The sequence below is a fragment of the Emergencia sp. genome (assembly GCF_048465375.1).
Taxonomy (GTDB): Bacteria; Bacillota; Clostridia; order Peptostreptococcales; family Anaerovoracaceae; genus Senimuribacter.
Genome location: NZ_DBFWLQ010000014.1, coordinates 15,367 through 37,227, shown reverse-complemented (window position 1 = coordinate 37,227; position 21,861 = coordinate 15,367). Strand labels below are relative to the sequence as shown.

The 21,861-nt window shown below is 45.8% G+C and carries 24 protein-coding genes; 3 read left to right on the top strand and 21 right to left on the bottom strand.

Annotation, left to right across the window (positions count from 1 at the left end; all coding sequences use genetic code 11):
* Positions 1–74: 74 nt before the first annotated feature.
* The 5 genes from rpsJ to ACMQ5W_RS10955 form a co-directional block, all read right to left on the bottom strand.
* Complete coding sequence (gene rpsJ, locus ACMQ5W_RS10975) at positions 75–386, bottom strand: 30S ribosomal protein S10 (RefSeq protein ID WP_067532850.1); 312 nt, start codon at positions 384–386, stop codon at positions 75–77.
* 702 nt (positions 387–1,088) lie between these two features.
* Entirely contained in the window at positions 1,089–2,675 is a 1,587-nt protein-coding gene (locus ACMQ5W_RS10970; protein WP_419025218.1) for a putative polysaccharide biosynthesis protein, read from the bottom strand.
* A gap of 16 nt (positions 2,676–2,691) precedes the next feature.
* Positions 2,692–3,237, bottom strand: a complete 546-nt coding sequence (locus ACMQ5W_RS10965; RefSeq protein ID WP_419025217.1) for a DUF2284 domain-containing protein — start codon at positions 3,235–3,237, stop codon at positions 2,692–2,694.
* A gap of 320 nt (positions 3,238–3,557) precedes the next feature.
* On the bottom strand, positions 3,558–4,094 hold the full coding sequence (gene rbr, locus ACMQ5W_RS10960; RefSeq protein ID WP_148494035.1) for a rubrerythrin: 537 nt from the start codon (positions 4,092–4,094) through the stop codon (positions 3,558–3,560).
* A 27-nt stretch (positions 4,095–4,121) separates the two neighbouring features.
* On the bottom strand, positions 4,122–4,523 hold the full coding sequence (locus tag ACMQ5W_RS10955) for a Fur family transcriptional regulator (protein WP_419025216.1): 402 nt from the start codon (positions 4,521–4,523) through the stop codon (positions 4,122–4,124).
* Between the two features lie 163 nt (positions 4,524–4,686).
* Here ACMQ5W_RS10955 and ACMQ5W_RS10950 point away from each other — a divergent pair, with 163 nt between their 5' ends.
* Positions 4,687–5,064, top strand: a complete 378-nt coding sequence (locus ACMQ5W_RS10950; protein WP_419025215.1) for a desulfoferrodoxin family protein — start codon at positions 4,687–4,689, stop codon at positions 5,062–5,064.
* Positions 5,065–5,123: 59 nt separating this feature from the next.
* Here ACMQ5W_RS10950 and ACMQ5W_RS10945 read toward each other — a convergent pair whose 3' ends face one another.
* Both ACMQ5W_RS10945 and ACMQ5W_RS10940 read right to left on the bottom strand, forming a co-directional pair.
* Positions 5,124–6,032: a carbohydrate kinase family protein gene (locus ACMQ5W_RS10945; RefSeq protein ID WP_419025214.1), complete on the bottom strand. Its 909-nt coding sequence runs from the start codon at positions 6,030–6,032 to the stop codon at positions 5,124–5,126.
* Between the two features lie 14 nt (positions 6,033–6,046).
* Complete coding sequence (locus tag ACMQ5W_RS10940; protein WP_419025213.1) at positions 6,047–7,711, bottom strand: nucleoside kinase; 1,665 nt, start codon at positions 7,709–7,711, stop codon at positions 6,047–6,049.
* 109 nt (positions 7,712–7,820) lie between these two features.
* Here ACMQ5W_RS10940 and ACMQ5W_RS10935 point away from each other — a divergent pair, with 109 nt between their 5' ends.
* On the top strand, positions 7,821–8,018 hold the full coding sequence (locus ACMQ5W_RS10935; protein WP_419025212.1) for a DUF378 domain-containing protein: 198 nt from the start codon (positions 7,821–7,823) through the stop codon (positions 8,016–8,018).
* Between the two features lie 238 nt (positions 8,019–8,256).
* Here ACMQ5W_RS10935 and ACMQ5W_RS10930 read toward each other — a convergent pair whose 3' ends face one another.
* The 4 genes from ACMQ5W_RS10930 to ACMQ5W_RS10915 form a co-directional block, all read right to left on the bottom strand.
* Positions 8,257–8,748: a YdbC family protein gene (locus ACMQ5W_RS10930; protein WP_419025211.1), complete on the bottom strand. Its 492-nt coding sequence runs from the start codon at positions 8,746–8,748 to the stop codon at positions 8,257–8,259.
* A gap of 173 nt (positions 8,749–8,921) precedes the next feature.
* The gene (locus tag ACMQ5W_RS10925) at positions 8,922–9,284 is read right to left on the bottom strand and encodes a VOC family protein (protein WP_419025210.1); all 363 of its coding nucleotides are present in this window, start codon (positions 9,282–9,284) and stop codon (positions 8,922–8,924) included.
* On the bottom strand, positions 9,281–9,490 hold the full coding sequence (locus ACMQ5W_RS10920) for a hypothetical protein (protein ID WP_419025209.1): 210 nt from the start codon (positions 9,488–9,490) through the stop codon (positions 9,281–9,283). The genes ACMQ5W_RS10925 and ACMQ5W_RS10920 overlap by 4 nt, the downstream gene beginning before the upstream one ends.
* 19 nt (positions 9,491–9,509) lie before the next feature.
* Positions 9,510–10,379, bottom strand: a complete 870-nt coding sequence (locus tag ACMQ5W_RS10915; RefSeq protein ID WP_419025208.1) for a metallophosphoesterase — start codon at positions 10,377–10,379, stop codon at positions 9,510–9,512.
* A gap of 92 nt (positions 10,380–10,471) precedes the next feature.
* Between ACMQ5W_RS10915 and ACMQ5W_RS10910 the strand changes: the two genes are divergently transcribed.
* On the top strand, positions 10,472–10,882 hold the full coding sequence (locus ACMQ5W_RS10910) for a DUF3887 domain-containing protein (protein ID WP_419025207.1): 411 nt from the start codon (positions 10,472–10,474) through the stop codon (positions 10,880–10,882).
* A gap of 108 nt (positions 10,883–10,990) precedes the next feature.
* Here ACMQ5W_RS10910 and ACMQ5W_RS10905 read toward each other — a convergent pair whose 3' ends face one another.
* The 10 genes from ACMQ5W_RS10905 to ACMQ5W_RS10860 all read right to left on the bottom strand — a co-directional run bounded on the left by ACMQ5W_RS10905 (position 10,991) and on the right by ACMQ5W_RS10860 (position 21,850).
* The gene (locus ACMQ5W_RS10905) at positions 10,991–12,982 is read right to left on the bottom strand and encodes an FAD-dependent oxidoreductase (RefSeq protein WP_419025206.1); all 1,992 of its coding nucleotides are present in this window, start codon (positions 12,980–12,982) and stop codon (positions 10,991–10,993) included.
* Between the two features lie 102 nt (positions 12,983–13,084).
* Positions 13,085–13,960, bottom strand: coding sequence for a LysR family transcriptional regulator (locus ACMQ5W_RS10900; protein ID WP_419025205.1), 876 nt, complete (start codon positions 13,958–13,960; stop codon positions 13,085–13,087).
* 574 nt (positions 13,961–14,534) lie between these two features.
* Positions 14,535–15,077, bottom strand: a complete 543-nt coding sequence (locus tag ACMQ5W_RS10895; RefSeq protein WP_419025204.1) for a flavodoxin family protein — start codon at positions 15,075–15,077, stop codon at positions 14,535–14,537.
* A gap of 67 nt (positions 15,078–15,144) precedes the next feature.
* Positions 15,145–15,876 carry a hypothetical protein gene (locus tag ACMQ5W_RS10890; protein ID WP_419025203.1) on the bottom strand — a complete coding sequence of 244 codons (732 nt, stop codon included), beginning with the start codon at positions 15,874–15,876 and terminating at the stop codon, positions 15,145–15,147.
* Between the two features lie 151 nt (positions 15,877–16,027).
* Positions 16,028–16,948 carry an SIR2 family NAD-dependent protein deacylase gene (locus ACMQ5W_RS10885; protein WP_419025202.1) on the bottom strand — a complete coding sequence of 307 codons (921 nt, stop codon included), beginning with the start codon at positions 16,946–16,948 and terminating at the stop codon, positions 16,028–16,030.
* 13 nt (positions 16,949–16,961) lie between these two features.
* Entirely contained in the window at positions 16,962–17,720 is a 759-nt protein-coding gene (locus tag ACMQ5W_RS10880; RefSeq protein ID WP_419025201.1) for a protein-ADP-ribose hydrolase, read from the bottom strand.
* On the bottom strand, positions 17,710–18,510 hold the full coding sequence (locus ACMQ5W_RS10875) for an ATP-binding cassette domain-containing protein (RefSeq protein ID WP_419025200.1): 801 nt from the start codon (positions 18,508–18,510) through the stop codon (positions 17,710–17,712). The genes ACMQ5W_RS10880 and ACMQ5W_RS10875 overlap by 11 nt, the downstream gene beginning before the upstream one ends.
* A gap of 9 nt (positions 18,511–18,519) precedes the next feature.
* Entirely contained in the window at positions 18,520–20,055 is a 1,536-nt protein-coding gene (locus tag ACMQ5W_RS10870) for a glycine betaine ABC transporter substrate-binding protein (RefSeq protein WP_419025199.1), read from the bottom strand.
* A complete protein-coding gene (locus tag ACMQ5W_RS10865; protein WP_419025198.1) occupies positions 20,052–20,669 on the bottom strand; it encodes a 4Fe-4S binding protein in 618 nt (205 codons plus the stop codon). Before ACMQ5W_RS10865 ends, ACMQ5W_RS10870 begins: the two co-directional genes overlap by 4 nt.
* A gap of 425 nt (positions 20,670–21,094) precedes the next feature.
* Positions 21,095–21,850 carry an exodeoxyribonuclease III gene (locus tag ACMQ5W_RS10860; RefSeq protein ID WP_419025197.1) on the bottom strand — a complete coding sequence of 252 codons (756 nt, stop codon included), beginning with the start codon at positions 21,848–21,850 and terminating at the stop codon, positions 21,095–21,097.
* Positions 21,851–21,861 lie beyond the last annotated feature (11 nt).

The window sequence follows — 21,861 nt, the reverse complement described above, 5'->3', positions numbered from 1 at the left end:
GCTCACACAGGAGAGCCTTGGCAGATTCCACTCTCATGCAATCTTACTAAGGGGAGTACCCTTAATACCATACTTTACAGCTTAATTTCGATATCTACGCCTGCAGGTAAGTCAAGCTTGGTTAAAGCATCTGTTGTCTGCAGTGTAGCGTTTGTGATGTCGATCAATCTCTTGTGTGTTCTCTGTTCAAACTGTTCTCTGCTGTCCTTGTATTTGTGTACAGCTCTCAAGATTGTAACAACTTCTTTCTCTGTCGGTAGCGGGATCGGTCCAGAAACGTCTGCGCCAGTTTTCTTAGCTGTTTCTACAATCTTCGCTGCTGACTGGTCTAATAACGCGTGGTCATAGGCCTTAAGCTTAATTCTGATTTTCTGTAATTCGCTCATTTTCTTCCTCCTGAATTTTTTGTACTGTTTTCGCTATGCTTGTACAAGGGGTTCTCTCTCAAACGGAACGATTCCGGTCAAGTGCCCACTTTGTAACGTGTGCGGTGGTTTGCTTATAACGCAGTCAATATCTCGTGTGACGATATTGACGGGGTTTCAAGAAAAGTAACTTGCGAAGCGCCGCCCCTTGTGGGCGACATGTGTGCATGGGAGCTTTAGCTCCGTCATGCATACTTTTCTTACTTTGCACACGGCTCCGTGCGTTTCTTTATTTTTTACACAGAATAAAAGTCGGCGAACACCTTCGCCCCCATCTGGTGGGGACAATTCTCCGTAGAAATTACCTGATAGCTCAGCAACTTCCTACTTCATCGCCTTAAGCAAGCCTTTTTAGTATATATGATGTTTGTCAATATTGCAAGAGTTTTTTTGAAAAAGTTTGGACGATTTTCTATTTTTTTTGGTCTCCTAATGAAGTAATTTCAATCGCTTTCGTTCCCAACATCTACACACGTATCCTGGCGTTTCTAAATTAGCTGCAAAAAAGGCGCAGCCAGCTTGGCTGCTGCCTCCGCCTTTTTTATGTATTTTCAATCGTTACTTGCACATTACCTGAATACACGACCCGAGCACGACAAAGCAGCAGCGCAACAAAAAACAGCACAGCCGGCACATAGGGAGCTAGTCCAGCGCTCAAGGCCCTTACAAGCGAAAAAGTTTTATCATAATCTCTCCGCAGGGAACCATTTTTAACTCTTCAACCGAAATTGCGCCTAGTCTGAGAATGGTCACTGCATAAACAGCAATTCCCGCAAGGATGCTCACTATTGTAGCAATATAATCCCTAGTATAACCTAGAAGCAATATATAAGACGCATAGACACAGACGCCCATGATCAGAGAAGCCGCCATGGGTTTCACATAAGTGAGGACGAAATCAAACTTTACACCCGTGCTCTTTTTTACAGAGCGCATATTGAGAAGCAAAGCGATAAGATAGGCTGCATTCGTTCCGATAGCCGCGCCTTTTACATTGATAGCTGTAACGCCGACCAGCACATACGTAATCACTACCTTTGCACAGGCACCAATAGCCAGATTCTTCACCGGATTCATCTGTCTGTCAATCGACTGCAAGGCACCCGTTGTCGTCTGAGAAATTGCCAGCAAAATCACGCCGACAGTCATCACTCTCAGCGTCGGCACTGCTGTAAGAGCGCTTTCCAATTGATCCGGATACAGCATGGTCAAAATCGGCCGCGCCAGCACAAAAAGACCAACTGCACAAGGACATGCCATAATCATAGTCAGCCGCATGCTGATTTTTATATTGTCATTTACTTTTTCTATTTTGTTCTGCCAGAAAAAAGCGGCGATCGACGGCACCAGACTCACCGCAAGAGCCTGAGTAAATGTCTGCGGCAATGAAATCAGCGTATCACAATAAGCGCCATACTGGCTGTATAAATCCAGAGCCTCTTCAGCGCTCCAGCCTGTCGCTTGCAGTCTGGCCACGATAATAGACGTATCGATGGTAGACATAATCGGCATGATCTCAGCCCCGATAATAATCGGTACCGCAATCCAGGCGATCTTCTTCAGTATGGTTCCCTGTGACTCTTCCTGGCCTGACACCCTCAATTGTCTAGCTTCCCGTCTTCGTCCATCGATGAGATAAATAGTGACAATAATTAAAATCCCCACAAGGGCTCCTGCCCCTGCACCAAAGGTAGCGCCTGCCGCCGCTACGTCGAGGCCATAACGATAAAGAGAGAATCCAAGGCCCAGCCCCACGATAACGCGAACCACCTGCTCTCCGATCTCGGAAACCGCCGTAGGCGTCATATTTTGCCGCCCTTGAAAATAGCCTCTGAAGGCAGACAGCATCGGTACGATACACAACGCCGGGGCAATGGCTTTTAAAGAAATTTCTGCATCGGGAATTTTGATCAATTGTGAAATCACACCTGCGCCAAAGTAGCAGATGGCAAAAGACCCCAAACCGATGGCCAGCATCAGTTTCAGGGCTGTAGAAAAAACCTTGTGGGCCCCTTTTCCGTTGCCCATGGAAAGCCGTTCAGAGACCAATCTGGAAATAGCCACAGGAATCCCCGCTGTCGCCAGTACCAAAAAGATGGCATATATAGTGTAAGCAACATTATAATATGCCATTCCAGCGCCAATCTTATTTGAAAGAGGGATTCGGAGGGCCGCCCCCAGCAGCTTTACGATGATACCCGAAATGCTTAGAATCGCCGCCCCCTTGATAAAATTTCTTTTTTCCGACATGAATTCTTGTCCCCGCTTATTTTTCTCCCATCATATATATTGCAAAAAATCCAACCTTATGTACACCGTAGTCCCAGGGAATCTTGCACGTTTCGCATAATTTCGCCACATTGATCCCATAGGCAGATAGGCAAGAAGCCACACGTTCCGGAAATCTGCAAGGGTTTCCTTCTGTCTTTGCACAGGTCTTGCACGCGCTGCAAGGTCCTGCCATAATGGGCAGACCTTCAATCCCCGATTCAGCTAACTGGTCCATAAATCTTCTGACTACAGTATTGTGCTTCTTCTTCAGCGGTCCCGTCTCTTGACCATCAGTGATGTCATTTACGGGCTGAATGGTCTGCAATACCAAAGCTTTCTGGTATTTCCGCGCTTTCGCTTCCATTTCCTCTGGCGTCCCACAATCAGGCGGACAACCGTAATTCTTCCCATAGTTTCCACAGTTATTCATTTCGCAGTATTTCCGAAAATCGTATTCGAAAATCAAATCATCGGCGTCCACGATTGCCGCCTTGTCGATACCAGCATCTTTGGCCAGTCTTAGAACTTCGTAATCCGTCACCTTCAATCCCTCTTTTCTATTTATCAGCTATTAGAATAAGTTCTTTCTGTTTTCACGTCTGCCTCTTTTGACTTCTTCTCACCGCTTTACACTATGATTTCATGATAGTCTTTATCAGCCGGGTTGTCAACCGCGGTAAAAGCCATTGAGTATTTGTCCCTCTTCAATTGATATTTTTATTTCCTGGATATAAGAAAAAGGGATGTACTCTGCTCAAAGTCCATCCCTCTTTCTTTTGTGTCGATTAAATTTATTTTTTGGATACTAGTCGGCTTGGTCAAATAGACATTCCATTCCTAACGGAATAGGCGCTTCTCAGATTAATAATTCTCAGATTTAATCTGGAAGTATGCCTGTGGGTGCTTACATACTGGGCAAATCATCGGTGCTTCTTTTCCAACTACCTGATGTCCACAGTTGCTGCACTGCCATAAAACTTCTTCATCCTTCGCAAATACTTTGCCTTCTCTTACGTTTTGTGCTAATTTCTTATATCTCTCTTCGTGTTCTTTCTCTACTGCTGCAACGCCTTCCATCTGTGCTGCGATTTCAGGGAAACCTTCTTCTCTTGCGGTTTTAGCCATTTCAGCATACATTTCAGTCCACTCGTAGTTTTCACCTTCTGCTGCTGCAATCAGGTTTTCTTCTGTAGTTCCGATACCTACAGCTAATTTGAACCAAAGTTCAGCATGTTCCTTTTCGTTTGCTGCAGTTTCTTCAAAGATTTTCTGAATCTGTACATAACCATCCTTCTTTGCCTTTGAAGCATAATATGTATACTTATTTCTCGCCTGAGATTCTCCAGCAAATGCTGTCATTAAGTTTTCTAAAGTCTTTGTTCCTTTTAAATCTTTCATCGTTTCTCCTCCATACATTTCAATTAACTAATTCTTTGTGTCTGCACACTTGTCACACACACCTCTTAACAAAGTCGTTGTTACGGTAATATCTTCTCCCGCTACATCAAATGTAGTGTTAATTACCTTGCGCAGTTCTTCTAGCGCTGCTGCGTCTTTCGCTTTCAGGTCTATCAATTTACCACACTTGCAGCACTGCATATGATAATGCTCTGCAGCATTCCCATCAAATCTATCAATTCCGTCAGCGCCAGAGATTCTCTCAATCTCACCAATATTACTTAAGGCGTTCAGATTCCGATAGACCGTTGCAATGCCGATAGAAGGCATTTCTTCGCGAGCCTGCTGGTATACCCACTCTGCAGTAGGATGAACAGGATTTGATTTGACAATATCCAGTATCAGTCTACGTTGTCTCGAGTATTTCATACTAGCTCCTTTCTCGCAATATCAATAATGATTATCATTATTATAATTCTCTTTATGCAAGTTGTCAAGCCAAAATTTACTAATTTTTCATGTTTAATTTTAAAAAATGGAGGTATAATAAAAATATAATCAAAAACACTTAAAACAACTGGAGGAAATGAAAATGATAAAGTTATATAAATGTAATCACTGCGGAAATATTGTTAAGATGGTAGTAGATAAAGGTGTTACGCCGGCATGTTGCGGAGAACCGATGCAGCTGCTCGAACCAAACACTACAGATGCGGCAACAGAAAAGCATGTGCCACTTATCAAAGAAGAAGGAAACAAGGTCATCGTCAATGTAGGAAGTGCTGAACACCCTATGTCAGAAGAACACCATATCGCATTCATACTTTTAGAGACAAATAAGGGCGTACAGGAAAAGCACTTAGATCCAACCGGAAAACCAGAGGCAGAATTTGTACTAGCTGACGGGGAAAAGGCAGTAGCTGCTTACGAATACTGCAACTTACACGGATTCTGGAAAGCAACAATCTAACTTCATTACGCATAGAAAAAAGCAGTTGTTCAATGAACTAACTGCTTTTTTTCTTTTTCTTATTTCATGCGGCGGATTGCTTCGTCCCAGCAAATTCTCGGGTTTACCGCAGATTTCACTTCCAAAGCCAGAGAAGCACAGGCGACGCCCAGTTTTGCCGTATCCTCTGCACTGAAGTCTTTGATGTGCCCCACTAAAATTGCTGCGGAAAAAGCATCGCCTGCTCCCGTAGCACTGACAAGCTTCACCGGGCTTGTCCCTACAATTCCTTCACCGCTTTCGTCTCGGTAGTAGACTCCATCTTCCCCCAAGCTGATAAAGACACGCTTTACACCCTGACGGCAGAACCAAGAACCGACCTGCCTGAGCGATGCGTCATCGACTATTTTAATGTCGCTCAAAAGTTCTGCCTCGATGCGATTCGGTTTGATAGTGTGAAAGCGGCCGATGATCGGTTTCACACGCTCTGCCTTTGAGGCGGAAACCGGATCGAGAAACAGAGGGGCATGAAGGCTGTTAGTAATGTAATCCAGCGTAGCAAAATCCAAATTACAGTCCACACCGACAATCTCTGACTCAGTCAATTGATGGAGTTTGTCTTCCAGAAAAGCAGGCGTTACCCGCTCCAAAATATCCATATTGCAGATTGCAACGGCCATATCGTTTTCATGATTGAGGATGGATAGGTACATACCTGTGTTACATCCATTTACATGGACGATACCAGATACATCCACTCCCAAGCCGGCAAGATGATCTCTAGCATTATTGCCCAAGAAGTCGTCTCCCGTCAAAGAAATCATCCCAACATCAGCGCCCAGCCGTGCTGCATTCTCTACGATATTCCGCCCGACCCCGCCATAGGAAATTGCAATGTCTCCCGGATTGGAATCAGACGGCACCAAAGTCTTCCGCGGGCAGCCCTCTATGTCGATGTTAATTCCTCCAATTACGATAATATCTGCCATACTGTCAATCCTCTCTATTCGACAAAAATGCTGCCACCGATGAATTCTCGAATGATAGAATTATTGACAATCACCTGATCATCTTCGATGGTCTTAAAAAATCTCAAGAATTTCAACATTCGTATTGCTTCTGCATACTCCGGCTCTTCTGGCGTAATCTGTTTGAGCAAAGGCTCCGCATATTTCTTCAAAACTGCGATTTCATAGACGTGATAAGAGTTGAACAAAACATCAGCCTCTCCATTATAAGGGAATATGTTGACGTCTTCCCCCGCTCTCACTTTTGGCCAGCTGGCAATGGTGCTCTGCGCATTATGCCCTCTGTACAGATTGTCTCTCACCATTCTGCGGAGCATCCTCTCGTCCGTAGTGGGAATCCTGTTGTGCGCGTCAATATTAAGCTGTGTCAGCGGACTGATATAAATTTTAAACTTTTCTTCCTTCGGAATATATTCTGTCAGTTGTTCGTTGAGCGCATGAATCCCTTCAATCACAATAGGCTGTCCCGGTTTGATCGATGTAATCCTTTTCCCAAAGACTTTGTGTCCGGTCATAAAGTCAAAAGTAGGAAGATCTACTTCTTTACCTGCCAAAAGATCATTCATATTGTCGTTGAACAACTGAATATCCAAAGCTCGCAGACTCTCAAAATCCTTTTCGCCGTGCTCATCTAAAGGCGAATTTTCCCTTTCAACAAAATAATCGTCTGTACCCATATATAGCGGATTCAGTCCATTGACCTTCAGTTGAATGCAGAGCCGTCTGGCAAAAGTGGTCTTTCCTGATGACGATGGTCCCGCGATGAGAATAATGCGCTTATGCTGTTTCTTAATCGAGTCAGCGATCTCCGCAATCTTTTTCTCGTGAAGTGCTTCTGACAACTGAATCAATTCCCTATACTGGCCATTCTCAATTTTGTCATTGAGGTCGGCAACGTAATTGACGTCCAAAAGCTTATCCCATTTGGTCTGCTCTCCAAAGGCCTGATAAAGTTTCTTCTCATCTTCATACTCCGGTATGACATTAGGATTGGATGGATGCGGAAATCTGAGCAAAACGCCGCGACGGTACTTCATCAGTTCAAAGTATTTGATATATCTAGTCGACGGCACCATCAAGCCATAAAAAAAGTCTCTCACACCATCCAGAGAATAAAATTTCACTTGGCTCAAATCCAACGATTCACTTAAGATTCTCTGCTTTTCTTTCATACCTTCTTGCTCAAGGATGTCCATGGCTTCTTCTCTGGAAACGATTTCCTTGACAAAAGGCATATCTTCCTTAACAATTTCTCTCATTCTCTTTTCGATTGCGTGGACTTGTCTGGCTGTCACTGGTTTTTCGGTTTTGATTTCCGTATACAGTCCTTTATTGAGAGAATTCTGAATCTCCACTTTGACGTTACCCAAACAGTCATATACAGCCTTCAGATAAATCAAAGATAAGCTATACTGATAAATCAAATTAGCAGTCTGTGTACGCATATCCAGTAGTTCCAGATTGCAGTTTTCGAAGAGCCCATATGTAAGGTCTTCAAATTTATTATTCACTTTTGCCGCCAAAATTGTATATGGTAAATCTTTTTCATATCTTCTATATATTTCTTCAATGGTCGTTCCTTGCTTCACTTCAATCTCTTCAAAATTTCCCCGCGGTGCGGTTTTCAGTTGTATTTTCATAAACGCCTCCCCTTTTTGGCTTAATTGTTGATACTGTTTAACATTGTACCATATTTAACGGATATTATAAATATTATTGGTTAAAATACAATTTGAAAGGAGTGATTAGATGAAAAAATTAATCCTGGCCCTCCTGATCATCGGAGGACTCAACTGGGGACTTATCGGTTTCTTTAAGTATAACCTTGTCGACAGCATCTTCGGTGCGGACTTATTCGTAGTATCTAGAATTATCTATGCAATAGTCGGACTTGCCGCAATATGGGCGATTTCATTTTTGTTCAGTAACAATACAAGAGAGGGTTAAACCCTCTCTTGTTTTTTACCTTAGCAACATGTAGGTTCGCATGGATCACAGCAGTCATTATTGCCGCATCCTAAAAATCCTGAATTACAGAATAACAGAACTAACAGTAAAAAGAAAAACAGCAGACTATCGTCCATACCGCCGCCTCTATTAAAACATGACATAATTTATTCCTCCTATACTTAAATTGGGTTTGATATATAATATGTCTGCGGTTTCATTTTGGTTCATCGACAAATTAAAAAGATTCTGCTGCTGCGGGTCTTTGCAATTCCTCCCCTTGGCACTCAGCTAAAGGCGTGGACTGTTCCTCCTCTGTATGCGCTTCAGCATTCAGAAGTGCTTCAGTGTGTTCTTCTACTGGCGGCTGCGCGCCTTCCAGGGTCTCTTTTTCTACTGCTTCCAGTGTAGGATCTTGTTTCTTTTCTGCATAAGTCTTTCGAAATTCTGCTTGCCGTTGGCGTTTTTTCTCTTCTTCGCTCTTGCCCTCTTCAATTCTTTTTCGGTTATTACTAGCTAAGTAAAGATCTACCAGCTTTCTCATTTCTGCCGGGTGAAGGGTTATGCCCCTGCTCATCCTCTCATGGTGGGGATCCCAATCTCTCAAATCGTATTTAGGTGTCTGCCCGTTCCAGGATATAATGTTGAGCTCTTTATTCCAGCCTGAGTCATGTTCTGAAATTACTCCTAAGTATTCCCTGATCTCATATGTGATATTCTTGTCTGGCATGTGTAAAAATCTCCTTTCTCTTCCGGTTTTCGTTGTTACCATATATTACCATTATCGATCATGGTTGTCAATATATTACAGGATATTTTTTACATTTTCTTACAACAAAAAACTGCCGCTCCAATAGATGGGTTATCTACCGAAACAGCAGCCTCGTGTCTGCATTGCAAGCTCTACTCTTCTACAAACTGAATATCGATTCCATCGGGGTCTTTGACAAAAAAGAATCTGGTCTTGGGATTAGGTCTGATTATATCGCTCACCGCATAACCTTTTGCCTCTAATTCCGCCATTTTATCTTCGAGATTCTCCGTTTCGAAACCCAGAGAAAGCGCGGCATTCTCTCTGCGTCCAGCAAAGTCAGCACGGCAGAGAAGTTCCACTTTCGTCTCTGTGCCGTCTGACTTCATAAAAGCGATTTCCGAGCCAGGTCCAGCCTGGAACCTGTTCTCCAAGGTCAGTCCCACAACCTCCTCATAGAATGCTACGGACTTGTCCAGATCCGTTACGTGCATCGTCGTCCATAAATACTTCATTTTTCATTCTCCTTCTTTTCCTCATCCTGCAATTTCTGGTCACAGTTTTCAGTCTCTGCTTTTTTATCAGCTTGCTCATAAGCCGTTCTCTCTACTTCATCGCAAAAATTATCAACAAACTGTCCAGCAGATGGCGCCCCCAGTGTACCGGTCGTTTTCAAAACAGTTCTGGCCCGATCCAAAATTGACGATTTTCTTTTCATCACTCAAAACCCCCTTCTTACTTCACAATCCACGTTTCAAATCAACGACAACAATTTCTGGTCTGTTCATAAAACGAAAAGGAAACACACTATTGCCCAGGCCCCTGCTGATGACCATCGTGGTGTGACTTTTTTTGTGCACACCACTAGTCAGCTTTGGCAGAGTACCCTGCCCCGGCGCAAACAAACCTTCCGTAAAAGGCAGTCTGATCTGCCCGCCGTGAGCGTGTCCAGCAAAAATCAGATCCACCTTGTCATTGGTATAGGCATCGAAAAACTGCGGTTCATGAGTCAGCATGACGACAAATTCTTCCTCTCCAATACTTTCCGTCAGCCGATCAATCACATCGTTGATAACCGATGGGTCATAAGCAGTCGCAGTCCTTCCTATCGACTCCTTGCTGGCATAGAGGGTGTATTCCGAAATGCCGATCAGGTGAATCTGATGAACGCCTAGCGTCACGACTGCCGTCTCGTCAAAGAGAACATTGACCCCCATCTGCCGCAGTTCATCGTAAAATTCCTTCATTCTTTGCTCTGGCAGGGCCAATTCGTGATTCCCATTTACATAGTAAACTGGTGCAATTTTGGCTAATCCTTTGATTGCTTCCAGGCTGGCCTCATAGCTGGTGTGGTTACGGTCCAGCAGATCCCCTGTAAACACGATGATATCCGGATTCGTTTCCGCCGTTTTGGTCAGAAGCTTCTTCTGATGCTGGCCAAAATACTCACTTTGCAAATCAGAAATCTGTGTGATACGAAATCCCTCAAATTGTTTCGGTACTTGCTCACTCTGGTACTGATACTCGGTCACCACCAGAGACTTATTATTCCAGTAGACAAAGAGCGCCAATGCCAGCAGCACTGAAAACACAATTATAATCTTTATCATAGTTTTATGAATTCTCATCTTTCCCCTTTTCTAAACTTGATAACATTATAAATTAAAGGTATAATGATGGCAAGACAGAAAGGGTGAGAAATATGAAAAAGAGATATATCGTAGTGCCGGCCGCTATGGCTCTCCTTTTGGGGATTTGTGCCAGCTGCGCGGCCAATGAATTGCCATCGGGATTTGATAGAGATCAAGTGATCAAGACATCTGAGGGGTTTATCGACCAGCTAAACGCAAAAGACTATGAAAGCTGCTATGATCAGTTCAGCGATCTCATGAAGGAGTCCATGAGTCAGAAAAAGCTAGAGAATACATTTACATCCATCTTCGAAGGTCTGGGTGGATTTGTCAGGTTCAAATCTGTGTCATTATCTTCTTCAGAATCTCTTGGTGTTGAATATGCCGTATGCATCGTTAAATGCCAATATGAAAACGAAGCTGCAACCTTCACCATATCTTTGGACAAAGATATGAAAGTCGGAGGATTATATATCAAATAAGTATTTGGAACATCCAGAAATATGTTCTCGGGACGGTATTTCCAAAGTGATAAGCAAAAGAAGCTGCATCAGGAGAAAACATTTCCGACTGCAGCTTCTTTCGTGATTCTATATATGATTTGCTACCTCAAAGGCATCCCAGATGCCATACATGATGTTGGACACTTTTTTGGCATCGCCCAGAAGGTAAATTTCCGGAACGTCAAATTCCAATTCGTGATACAGTGTGTTCTCTTCTTTGTATCCCACCGACAAAATTACACTGTCTGCCGAAATCTCCTTTGTTTCGCCAGCGCATTCTACTGTCAGAATCCCCTTCTCAAAGCTGGTCGCCTTTGCTGAGGTAATCACTTCTACGCCATGATATGGAACCAATCTCTCAAGCATATCCTTATTGGCATGGCAGAGTGGGCCGTTAACCGCCAGCAGTTTCTCCAGCGCCTCCACAACCGTCACTTTTTTCCCCTGTTCACTGAGCCAGAGCGCCGTCTCGCACCCCACCAGACCACCGCCAATCACTACAGTTGTATCACCGCAGTCTTTTTCTTTCTTCAGCACATCAGCCGCAGTATAAACGTGGCTGTCATCTCCCAGCGAAAATACCTTCGGCGACGAGCCTGTAGCGATAATGACTGCATCGTAATCGGCTGCCAGCACATCTTCTCTGCTGACCTTTCTGTCGTAATGAACAGGAACTTCCAGCTTCGAAAGCTGTCTTTCATACCATTTTGCTAGAGCAATATCATCTTCCTTAAAATCAGGCGCTCCGCCAGGAATCAAATTGCCGCCCAGCTGTTCACTTTTTTCAAAAAGCTCCGGTCTGTGCCCGCGGATAGCCAGTACCCGGGCTGCCTCACAACCCGCGACCCCGCCGCCGACCACCATCACCTTTTTACTTTTACAGATCGGCTCATAAGCAGTCACTCGTTCTCTGGCTGCCTGCGGGTTCACCGCACAGTTAATCATGGAATACTCCTGAATCCGTCCCATGCAGCCCTCATGACAAGAAATGCAAGGACGCACTTCTTCAAATCTACCTGCGCGCAGCTTGTTTACATAGTCGGGATCAGCTAAGAGCGGCCTGCCCAGACTGATGACATCACATTCGCCATTCTCCAAGGATGCCGCTGCCATCTGCGGATCATCCATACGTCCTGCGCAAAGCACCGGTACGTCTACGACCTCTTTGACCATCTTACAGTATGGACGATAAAGGCCTTTCTCCTGATACATAGGCGGATGGTTCCACCACCAGGCATCGTAAGTGCCTACATCCGTATCCAATGCGTCGTAGCCGTATTCTACCAGCAGCCTGGCTGCTTCCAGCCCTTCTTCTATATCCCGGCCTTTTTCCTCAAACACTTCTCCCGGAAGAGCACCGTCACGCCAATCCTTAATCATGCTCTTGACACTGAACCTGAGCGCAACAGGAAAATCGTCTCCGCAGCGCCTCTTAATTTCCTCTACGACTTCCCTGGCAAAGCGCAGACGGTTCTCCAGACTGCCGCCGTACTCATCGTCCCTTTGGTTGAACATAGAAATCGCAAACTGATCCAGGAGATAGCCCTCGTGAACCGCATGGATTTCCACGCCGTCAAAGCCTCCCCGCTTGGCGTTATATGCGCCGTCGCCAAAAGACTTGACGATGCTGTGAATTTCCTCTTTTGTCAATGGCCTGCAAGTCTTGTCCAGCCATCTATGCGGAATAGGAGAGGGCGCCACTGGCGGGAATTCTCCCAAGTTTGTCGGAATCGTCACCCTGCCGAAACCTCCGGACATCATGAGGAAAATTTTGCTGCCATACGCATGTACTCGCTCTGTCATCTCTTTGCTAGTTCTGATAAAGTGTACGGGATTAAAAGTGGAGTTGGGGCAATTGGGCATGCTCTGCTGCTCCACCTCGCAATCAGAAAAAGTGACCCCGGTAATGATCAGACCAGTGCCACCCTTTGCTCTTTCTGTATAATAATCGATTCCTCTCTGGTTAAAGCCTCCCTGTGCGTCAGAAAGACCCAATGGTCCCATCGGCGCCATAGCAAATCGATTTTTAATTTCCACCGAACCGATTTTGATCGGTGTGAACAAGTTCTTGTATTTCATGTTAACCTCCCCAGTTCATATTCTAGCAATATTATATGCCCTGTCCTTGTGGGAGAGTTATCAAGAATCATCTGCTACGTAGAAGAAGATTTTTGATAGATACTATATGCTGTTTTCTTTCAGAAACTCTTCAAATTTCCGAACCAGCCTGTAGGACCCGATGGCCTTTCGATAAACGCCGTATACTTCCCATTTCAGTTCCTCTTCAAAGGGAATCGCACGAATGCCATTCATCTGCACGTCTTCCATGGAAAAAGCAGTCACGATCGCCAGACCGTAGCCCTGTCTGCACAGCTTATGCTGGAAGTTTGCATCTGCAGTCTTTGCAATAATTGTTGGCTCAAAGCCCCGCACCTGGCAGGCTTTCTTGAAATCATGATACAGATTGAAGTGCTCGTTCAAAGTAATCAGCGGCTCGCCCTCCAGCATATCGATGGTGACCTTATCCTTCTCATATAGAGGATGACCTTCGTAGGCTAGCAAGTACACGTCGTTTTGGGCTAATTTTCTGACCGTGTTGTCCTCACTGTCCCAGCTGCCGACAATAAAGCCGTATTCGATTTCCGATGCGTCGATCATCGCTTTCACTTCTGAGTTAGCATATTCACACCATTCTACCTTTACCGGCGTATTTTCCTCAATAAAGTCCTGTATCAGTTTAAAGGGAATTACATTAAACACTCCGCAAGCACAGCCAATACGCAATACATCTTCTCTATGGGAAAGCTGCTGCACTTCGTTCTTGATCTGTTCGAATTCATCAATCAGAAGACCTGCCCGTTTATATAAAAGCTGCGCGCTTTCCGTCGGTGTCACACCCTGTTTTGCTCGTTCAAACAAAACCGTGTCCAACTCATTCTCCAGCGACCTGATGTTGCTGCCAAGGCCCTGGGGCGTGATGTACAGCTGCTTGGCAGCCTTGTTGATACTCTTCTGCTCAAATACAGCTTCAAAACACTTCAAATCTTTGATATTCATTCAGCACCTCTTTTATTTTCATCTATTATCATGCTACAATAGTACGACAAAAATTACAAGAGGTGGAATCTGGGATTCAGAGAAAGGCCTATGGCGGCTATGTTCTTACTTGCTGACGAATTCCTTTGCTGCTTCTCGACTGAGCGGATATTTTTCTATCAATTTATCTTGAATCTGTGCATCTGCAAGGCCGAGTTCACGGCAAACCCATGAAGCCCTAATATACCCCTTCTCTTTAAATCCGGCAAAAGTGCCTGAAACGAGCAGTTTTAGGTGCATTTACGGCAGATTTTAGCTTTCAGCAGTCTCTTCTGGGAGCAAAATAGCTCAAATTTGGCTGGATAAAGGTTAAAAACGTGTTTAAATACAGAAGGTTCCTATTATATGTGTTCCTTGTCCATTCGCACTTTTTACATTTTATGGATATTTTGCCAAAAACTAGCTTGCATTTTTCAAAAAATGCCTAAATTGATCAAGAAACAAGCGTTTATGGCGGATTACTTGATTCATGCGCATTTATGCACCGCATCCAGCCATAATATTCCCTCCTCATATGTAATTGTTTTACAATAGCCTATTGCACTGTTTTCCCCATATCAAAGGCTTCCCGCAGAGCCGGATTCCCTTTGATGTCACCGATGGCATCTGCGCCGCCAGCAAATACGGTTCCCGCCAGACGAGCTTTCGGGAAGCATCTGATCCAGCCTTCTAATCCGTGCACCGCCTGCTCCGGCGTATCAGCCCCCTCTTCTGCCGCAGCAGTCAGCATATACACATCCCGAAACTGATAGTCAGCGCTGTACAGCGGGTTCGCCCGATCAAGCATGGTCTTCATCTGCCCGCACATTTCAAAATAGTAGATCGGTGTGGCAAAGGCGATGACATCGACGTCCTTCATTTTCTGGGCGATGATATCAGCGTCGTCGCGGATGACACATCTCTTTGTTTCCTGGCAGGCAAAACATCCCTTGCAAAATCCGATGGTCTTGTCGTAGAGACAGATTTTTTCCACTTCATTCCCCGCCTCTTTTGCGCCCTTGGCGAATTCTTCCGCCAAAGCATCGGAGTTGCCGCCCTTCCTTGGGCTGGTGGAAATTACTAAAACTTTTTTACACATGGCTTTCGTTTCCTTTCTTACGTATAATGTGCAGTCTTTGCTTTGTTTGAGACTATTATATACAGAATCAATCCGGTATAGCTTCTACCTCATCGCTCTGCACCATCAAATAAATCCCGTCAAGAAATCCGGCGTCGTTGACGCAAGGGTAGTGATAGGTCAAAGTCTCCCCCTTGTACTCGCCTGTGACAACTGCAACCTTTGGAATAAAGAGAATCGCCCCATATTTGTAGTCTTCAGACGGTGCAAGACCCTCGTACCCTTCAGCACTGGTGTAAGACATGCCCTTTTTCTCTAGTCCATAGGCCTGCTCGACCGCCGCATCCACATCTGCCTGGTCAAATTCCTTTTTTGACAGCCCCCCGTGGGCAGTCAACCTTCGTGTAAAATCCATGCTGTCACTGATGCCGATCAGCGCAGCCCGCTCAAAAAGCGCCGTAATTCGCCCCGCATAGTCTTTTGCAAACTGCTCTGTCAGGCCCATCGGCACAAAGTCGCCGCCTTCAAACTCGCCAGTCTGCTCTTTCTCCGTTTCTCCCGTAACAGTCTGCAGAAACTCCTTTTCTGTCAACGCCGTTATCACTCCGTCCTTCATCAAAACAGCCCCAGTGATATGGCAGCCGTCCTCCTCCATATCAAAGACCGGCGTGTCAGGATCTCCGTCGTCATTCATTGGCACGTCCCATTGAACAGCCGGCTTTTTGGGCGATTCTTCCAAAGCCTTCTCTTTACTACATCCGAAGAGAGCAAAAATCAAAGCTGCACATAGCAGATACGTCAGCAGATGTCTTGGTTTCATGATTTTCCTCCTTGCTTTTCTAATCCTTACCATTCTACGAACCCTTATATCTTAAATATACTTCTAAAAGGCATATAGGTCAATCGGATTCCTAAACATTAAAAATAATTAAGAAAATGGAACGCAAGAAACTCTCCCTCCTTAAACGTGTTCACCGTCTGGCAAGTGCCCCTAGCACTTCCCCGATATCGCCATCAATGCAGATTGCCTTCTCTCCAAGTTCCACCGGCGCATAGGCTTCTCCCAGATTAACGCTAGAATAGACCGCCTTCTGCCACCTGTCAGCCATCTGCCAGAAACTGTACTTGATAATACCCGGCGTATTATATCCAGTACCCAGCTCCAGAAACAGCGTCCGTCGCTGCTGCGCCTTCCGCAAAAACGCAGCGTAACGCTTTGATGCCATTTGCCAGCCCATATCCTCCACAAAGGTCTCATCCGCTCGCAGATTCATGGTCAACGGGCTGCCGCACTTGGGGCAATAGGGCACCAGTTCAGTAGGAATGGACATAGCAGGCCGAGTGCCCTCAGGCAGGGACAATTCACCGTTCCCGTCTACGACAAAACCCTGCACCTCTACCATTTTCTGCACCTGCGCTTCATTATCATAGGTCAGTTTATGGCAAGGTTTGCTACACTGCCAAAGACCGTAGTCCCCCTGGGTATAGAAGAGCCGCTCTTTATCAAACCCGGCTCTCTGAAATTGGTGATCCACATTGGTAGTCAATACGAAATACTCTTTTCCCCTCATCAACTCCAAAAGCGCATTGTAGACCGGCTCCGGCGGATTTTGATAGCGGTTGATCCAGATATATCGGCTCCAAAATGCCCAATATTCCTCCATTGTCTTGTAAGGGTAGAAGCCGCCGGAATACATATCATCAAAGCCATACGCTGCTGCAAAATCTTGAAAATACGTATCAAAGCGTTGCCCTGTATACTCAAATCCTGCTGAGGCGGACAGTCCCGCCCCGGCGCCGATAACGACGACTTCTGCAGAAGCCAGTTCCTCTTGCAGACGGACAGTTCCGTCTCTCCCGCCTTGCGGTCCCCTCAATTTTCCGCTGAACATTATTGACCCCCTTTCATAGACACCCTCCCAGCAGTTTCTCATAAATCTGCAGGTCCTGATCTTTGAACACATTAAACACGACCTTCAGATTACTGCTCTTCTGATACTCTCTCACCGTATCCACGGCAATCTCCGCCGCCAGACGATTTGGGAAGTGAAATTCCCCCGTAGAGATACAGCAGAAGGCGATAGCCGCAAGGCCGTACTGATCTGCCAGCTTCATCGACGACTCATAGCAGGCGCGCAGCGCCTGCAGGTCTCTTTCCCGTACCGCATCCGATATAATCGGACCTACCGTGTGAATTACGTACTTTGCAGGCAGATTATATCCAGGCGTGATCTTTGCGCTGCCAGTTTCCTCCAGGTGCCCCTGCTGTCTCATCATCCTCGCACATTTGTTTCGCAGCGCTGTGCCGGCAAAGGTATGAATAGCATTGTCGATGCATCCGTGGCAGGGGCAGAAGCAGCCCAGCATCTGGCTGTTGGCCGCATTGACGATGGCGTCGATTTTGAGAGTCGTGATGTCTCCCTGCCAGAGATAAATGCCTGACTCTATCTCCTCCAATTGATCAATATCTGTTATGCCTTTCTCCTCTGCCATAGCCTGCAAAAGCTGATTTTCCTTTTCCATGTACTCTGGCGGCATCTCCCCCGGCATTCTCACGTTGACCAGAGAACGATATAGCCGCCAGCGCTGCGATAGGTCAGCGGGAACCTTCGTCCCCGGCTCCAGGTATTTTATTAAATCCTCCAGGTTTTGTTCAATGCTCACGGTTGATCACCCCGCAATACTCGCATTCCAGCAGTTTTTCTTCCGGCAGCCCGCAGGTCCTGCGCTCTTTGGCTACCAGCCGTCTGACAAAATCCGTCGCAGGGCTTCGCAGAATCTCTGTCGGTGAACCGTATTGCTGAATCACCCCCTGATCCATGACCAGCACCTTTGTCCCCAGTTTCAGCGCCTCAGAAATATCATGGGTGACAAAGAGGATGGTAATGCCAGTCTGTTCATAAATTTTCTGCAGTTCTTCCTGCAGCTGCACCCTGGTAATCTCATCTACTGCGCCGAAAGGCTCATCCATCAGAAGGATATCCGGCGAAGCCGCCAGACTCCTGGCAATGCCTACTCTCTGCTGTTGGCCGCCAGAAAGCTCATCAGGAAAGCGTTTCAGCATATCAGCATCAAGTCCTACGATCTTCATCCACTTGGTAACAGCGGACCGCGTCCTGGCTTTGTCATTTTTGTTCAGAAGCTCCGGCACATAGGCGATGTTCTTTTCCACTGTCATGTGTGGAAATAAGACGCTGCCCTGAATGGAATAGCCGATATTGCGGCGAAGCTGAATCTGGTCTTCCATTTTGATGTCTCTGCCCTCTACAAGAACCGTGCCCGCATCAGGCGTAATCAGCCCGTTAATCATCTTCAAAATAGTCGTCTTGCCGCAGCCTGAACTGCCAATGACGGTCACAAACTGTCCCTTCTCAATGGACAGATTAAAATGCTCTACGATGGTCTTTTCACCATAGACTTTTTTGATATCCCGAAATTCAATTATGGTATTCATCCCATCCTCCTATCTCACAAAACCTTTAGCTTTCAAAAATTCATGCGCCACGTCTTTCGGCTCCTTGCCCTTGCCCTCAACCTGGTAGTTCAGATCCGCCATGGTTTTGTCATCCAAGATGCCATCCAAACTTGTCAGCACTGCCGCAAGCTCAGGATGCTTCTGCAGCGTGTCCATGCGTACTACGTTGCCGCACATATAGGACGGATAGAACTGTTTATCATCCTTTAGCACCACGATGTCAGAAACACTCAGCTGGCCGTCGGTGGTGAAGATGGTCATGACGTCCACCTTGCCCTGATTGATGGCCTTGTACTTCAGTCCGATGTCCATATCAGACGTCTTTGCAAAATGGAAGTCGTAGGCTTCACAGAGAGCGTCGTATCCGTCTTCTCTCTCATAAAAGTCATATTCTGCGCCAAAGGTCAGATTGCCCGACACCTTTGCCAGATCCGAATAAGTCTCCAGGTTATATTTGTCGGCGATTTCTTTTCTCACCGCCAGACCGTAAGTATTGTTGAAGCCGTACATCCCCGACCAGGTCAGGTTCAAATCTTTCTCGTAAGCACCCTGCAAGCGGTCAAACATAGATTCGTCATACAGCCCCCGATTCTTCAAGACCATATTCCAGCCGGTGCCCGTGTATTCCGGATAGAGGTCAAAATCCCCTTTCTCTATGGCCGGTTCTATGTTGGACGTGCCGCCGCCTACACCCTGGGTCAGCGTCACCTCCAAATCCGTATCCTGTTCTATCAACTCCTTCAGCATTTCACCAAGAATGTACTGCTCAGTCATAGGTTTCGTTGCGATTTCTATCGTTTTATCTCTGTTGCCGCCTAGTATATTGCTTCCAATCAAAGCCACACAGAGTAAAAGAACGATCACCACAACCAGGCTTTTCTTATGTTTTTTCTCAGACTTTCTCTTCGTCAGCTTTTCAACGATACCGAGCAATAAATCCACCACGATTGCTAAGAGCGCAATCAAGAGACTTCCTGCAATGGTCATCGCTGCATTGTTGGTGGTGATGCCTCTGTATATGGCTACGCCCAGGCCGCCCGCGCCGATAAAAGATGCAATACCCGCCAACGCGATAGTCATGGTTGCCATGTTTCTCAGTCCTGACATGATGACCGGCATGGCCAGCGGCAGTTTGATCTTAAACAATATCTGATTGCGCGTACTACCCATTCCCCTCGCCGCTTCAATAATCTGTTCATCGATGTTGGTCATGCCGGTGTGGGTATTGCGAACCATGGGCAGAAGCGCATAAATCGTCAGAGCGATAATCGCCGTCGTATTCCCAATACCCGAAAAGGGGATCAGAAAACCCAGCAGCGATATGGATGGAATCGTGTATATAAAGTTGACAAAGCCCAGGACATATTTGGAGCTCTTTTGATATTCACTGATCAAAACTCCCAAGATCAGCCCCGCAGCCAGGGCGATCAAAATCGACACCAGCGAGATGAACAGGTGCTCCGTCAGCAGCGAAAGAAAAAACGCCTTTTTCTCTATCAATAATGAAATGGTCTCATTTATCATTTGTCAAATCCTTTCTTCCTGACAGCATCCGCCGGACAGACTTCCCTGCACAGTCCGCAGTGGAGACAATTCTCCTGCTGAATTTTGTATGGGCTGCCTTCTATGATGCAGTTCTGCGGGCACTTCTCCATGCACTGCCCACAGCCGGCGCAGGCATCCGTTATGACAAATCCCTTTTCTTCGCAATCCCCATCGCCAAAGGAGAAACTCTGCCGCTGTATTGGCGAACATCCCAGGTTAAAATACTCCACAGCTCCCCTGCAGATGCAGAAAGGTTCCAGCACATACCTGCTGTCACCAGGGTATACGTCGTTCATAACCGGATTGTGCATAAACATCTTGTCTATCCAGTCCGCTTGCTCTTCCAGCTTTATGATTTCTCCAGTAAGGCGAATCATTTCATAGTCTTTTGTCATTGCGCAGACCGCAACAGCAGGCCGCTCCATCAGCTCTTGATAAAAGTCTTTCCCTCGTGCCGTCAGGAAATACACTTTTTCTTCCTCTACCAACATGATATCTATGATGCGGATTTGCGGTCGTCCCATTTGGTCAACTGTAGCAAAACTCACATCCTTTATTTCTCTCAATATCCTAAAACATTCTCTTGCATCCATAAATTACCTCCTCAAGTGTATAGTAGTACTATACAGTCATATTATGCTTTTGTAAAGAAGGCACATTTTTGTGACCTGGCCGATTTGTCACGAAAGACAAAGGAGTGGCTTCGCCACTCCTCTAAGAAACCCCAGGTTCTCTTCGATGCCTGTTTGCAGGCTGACCACCCCTCTTTTACTTATGCCAGTTGCTGACAGCTCTGGTCAGTCTGACGCGCCCTGCTGAAGCGTTTTCTAAACAGGAATCGGACTAAAGGACCCGCTACAAAAACTGATGCAGACATTAAAAGCTGCCATGACGCTCCATTTTCTACAATAAAAAACAACGAGCAGATCTTACAACCGGACTTACATCCAAGAAGAATACTCGTTGTATTTGTATTGTACCAAATTTTTTTCAGCCGTGTAAGGAGTTTTTTCTCCACTCAAAAAGATAAATCAATCTCCAGTTCTACCGGGCAGTGATCACTGCCCATGATGTCTGTATGGATCTTAGCTTCGACGATCTTGTCCTTTAGTCTTTCGCTGACGATAAAGTAGTCGATACGCCATCCGGCATTGTTCTTACGGGCATTAAAGCGATAAGACCACCAACTGTAAATGCCAGTTGCTTCAGGATACAAGTATCTGAAGGTATCTACAAAACCGGCTGCCAGCAGGTTACGCATCTTGTCACGCTCCTGGTCGGAGAATCCAGCGTTGCCACGATTTGTCTTCGGATTTTTCAAGTCAATTTCTTCCTTCGCCACATTCATATCGCCACAGATAATGACCGGCTTCTTCTCGTCAAGTTCTTTGATGAAGGCCAGAAAATCCTCTTCCCACTTCATCCTGTAATCGATACGCTTGAGTTGATCTTGTGAGTTCGGGACATAGACTGTCACCAGATAAAATTCCTCATACTCTAAAATAATCGCTCTGCCTTCATCTGTATGATCGCCAAAATTCTTTTGCACTGAGAGCGGTTTTTCTTTGGCAAAGATAGCAGTTCCGGAGTAGCCCTTCTTCTCAGCACTGCAAAAAAATTCCTCATATTCCGGCAAGTCTACTTCGGCTTGTCCTTCCTGCATCTTTGTCTCCTGAATGCAGATAAAATCCGCTTCTAATCCGCGCATGGATTCTATAAATCCTTTTCCAAGGCACGCCCTCAAACCGTTTACGTTCCACGATACTAATCTCATATATCTATTCC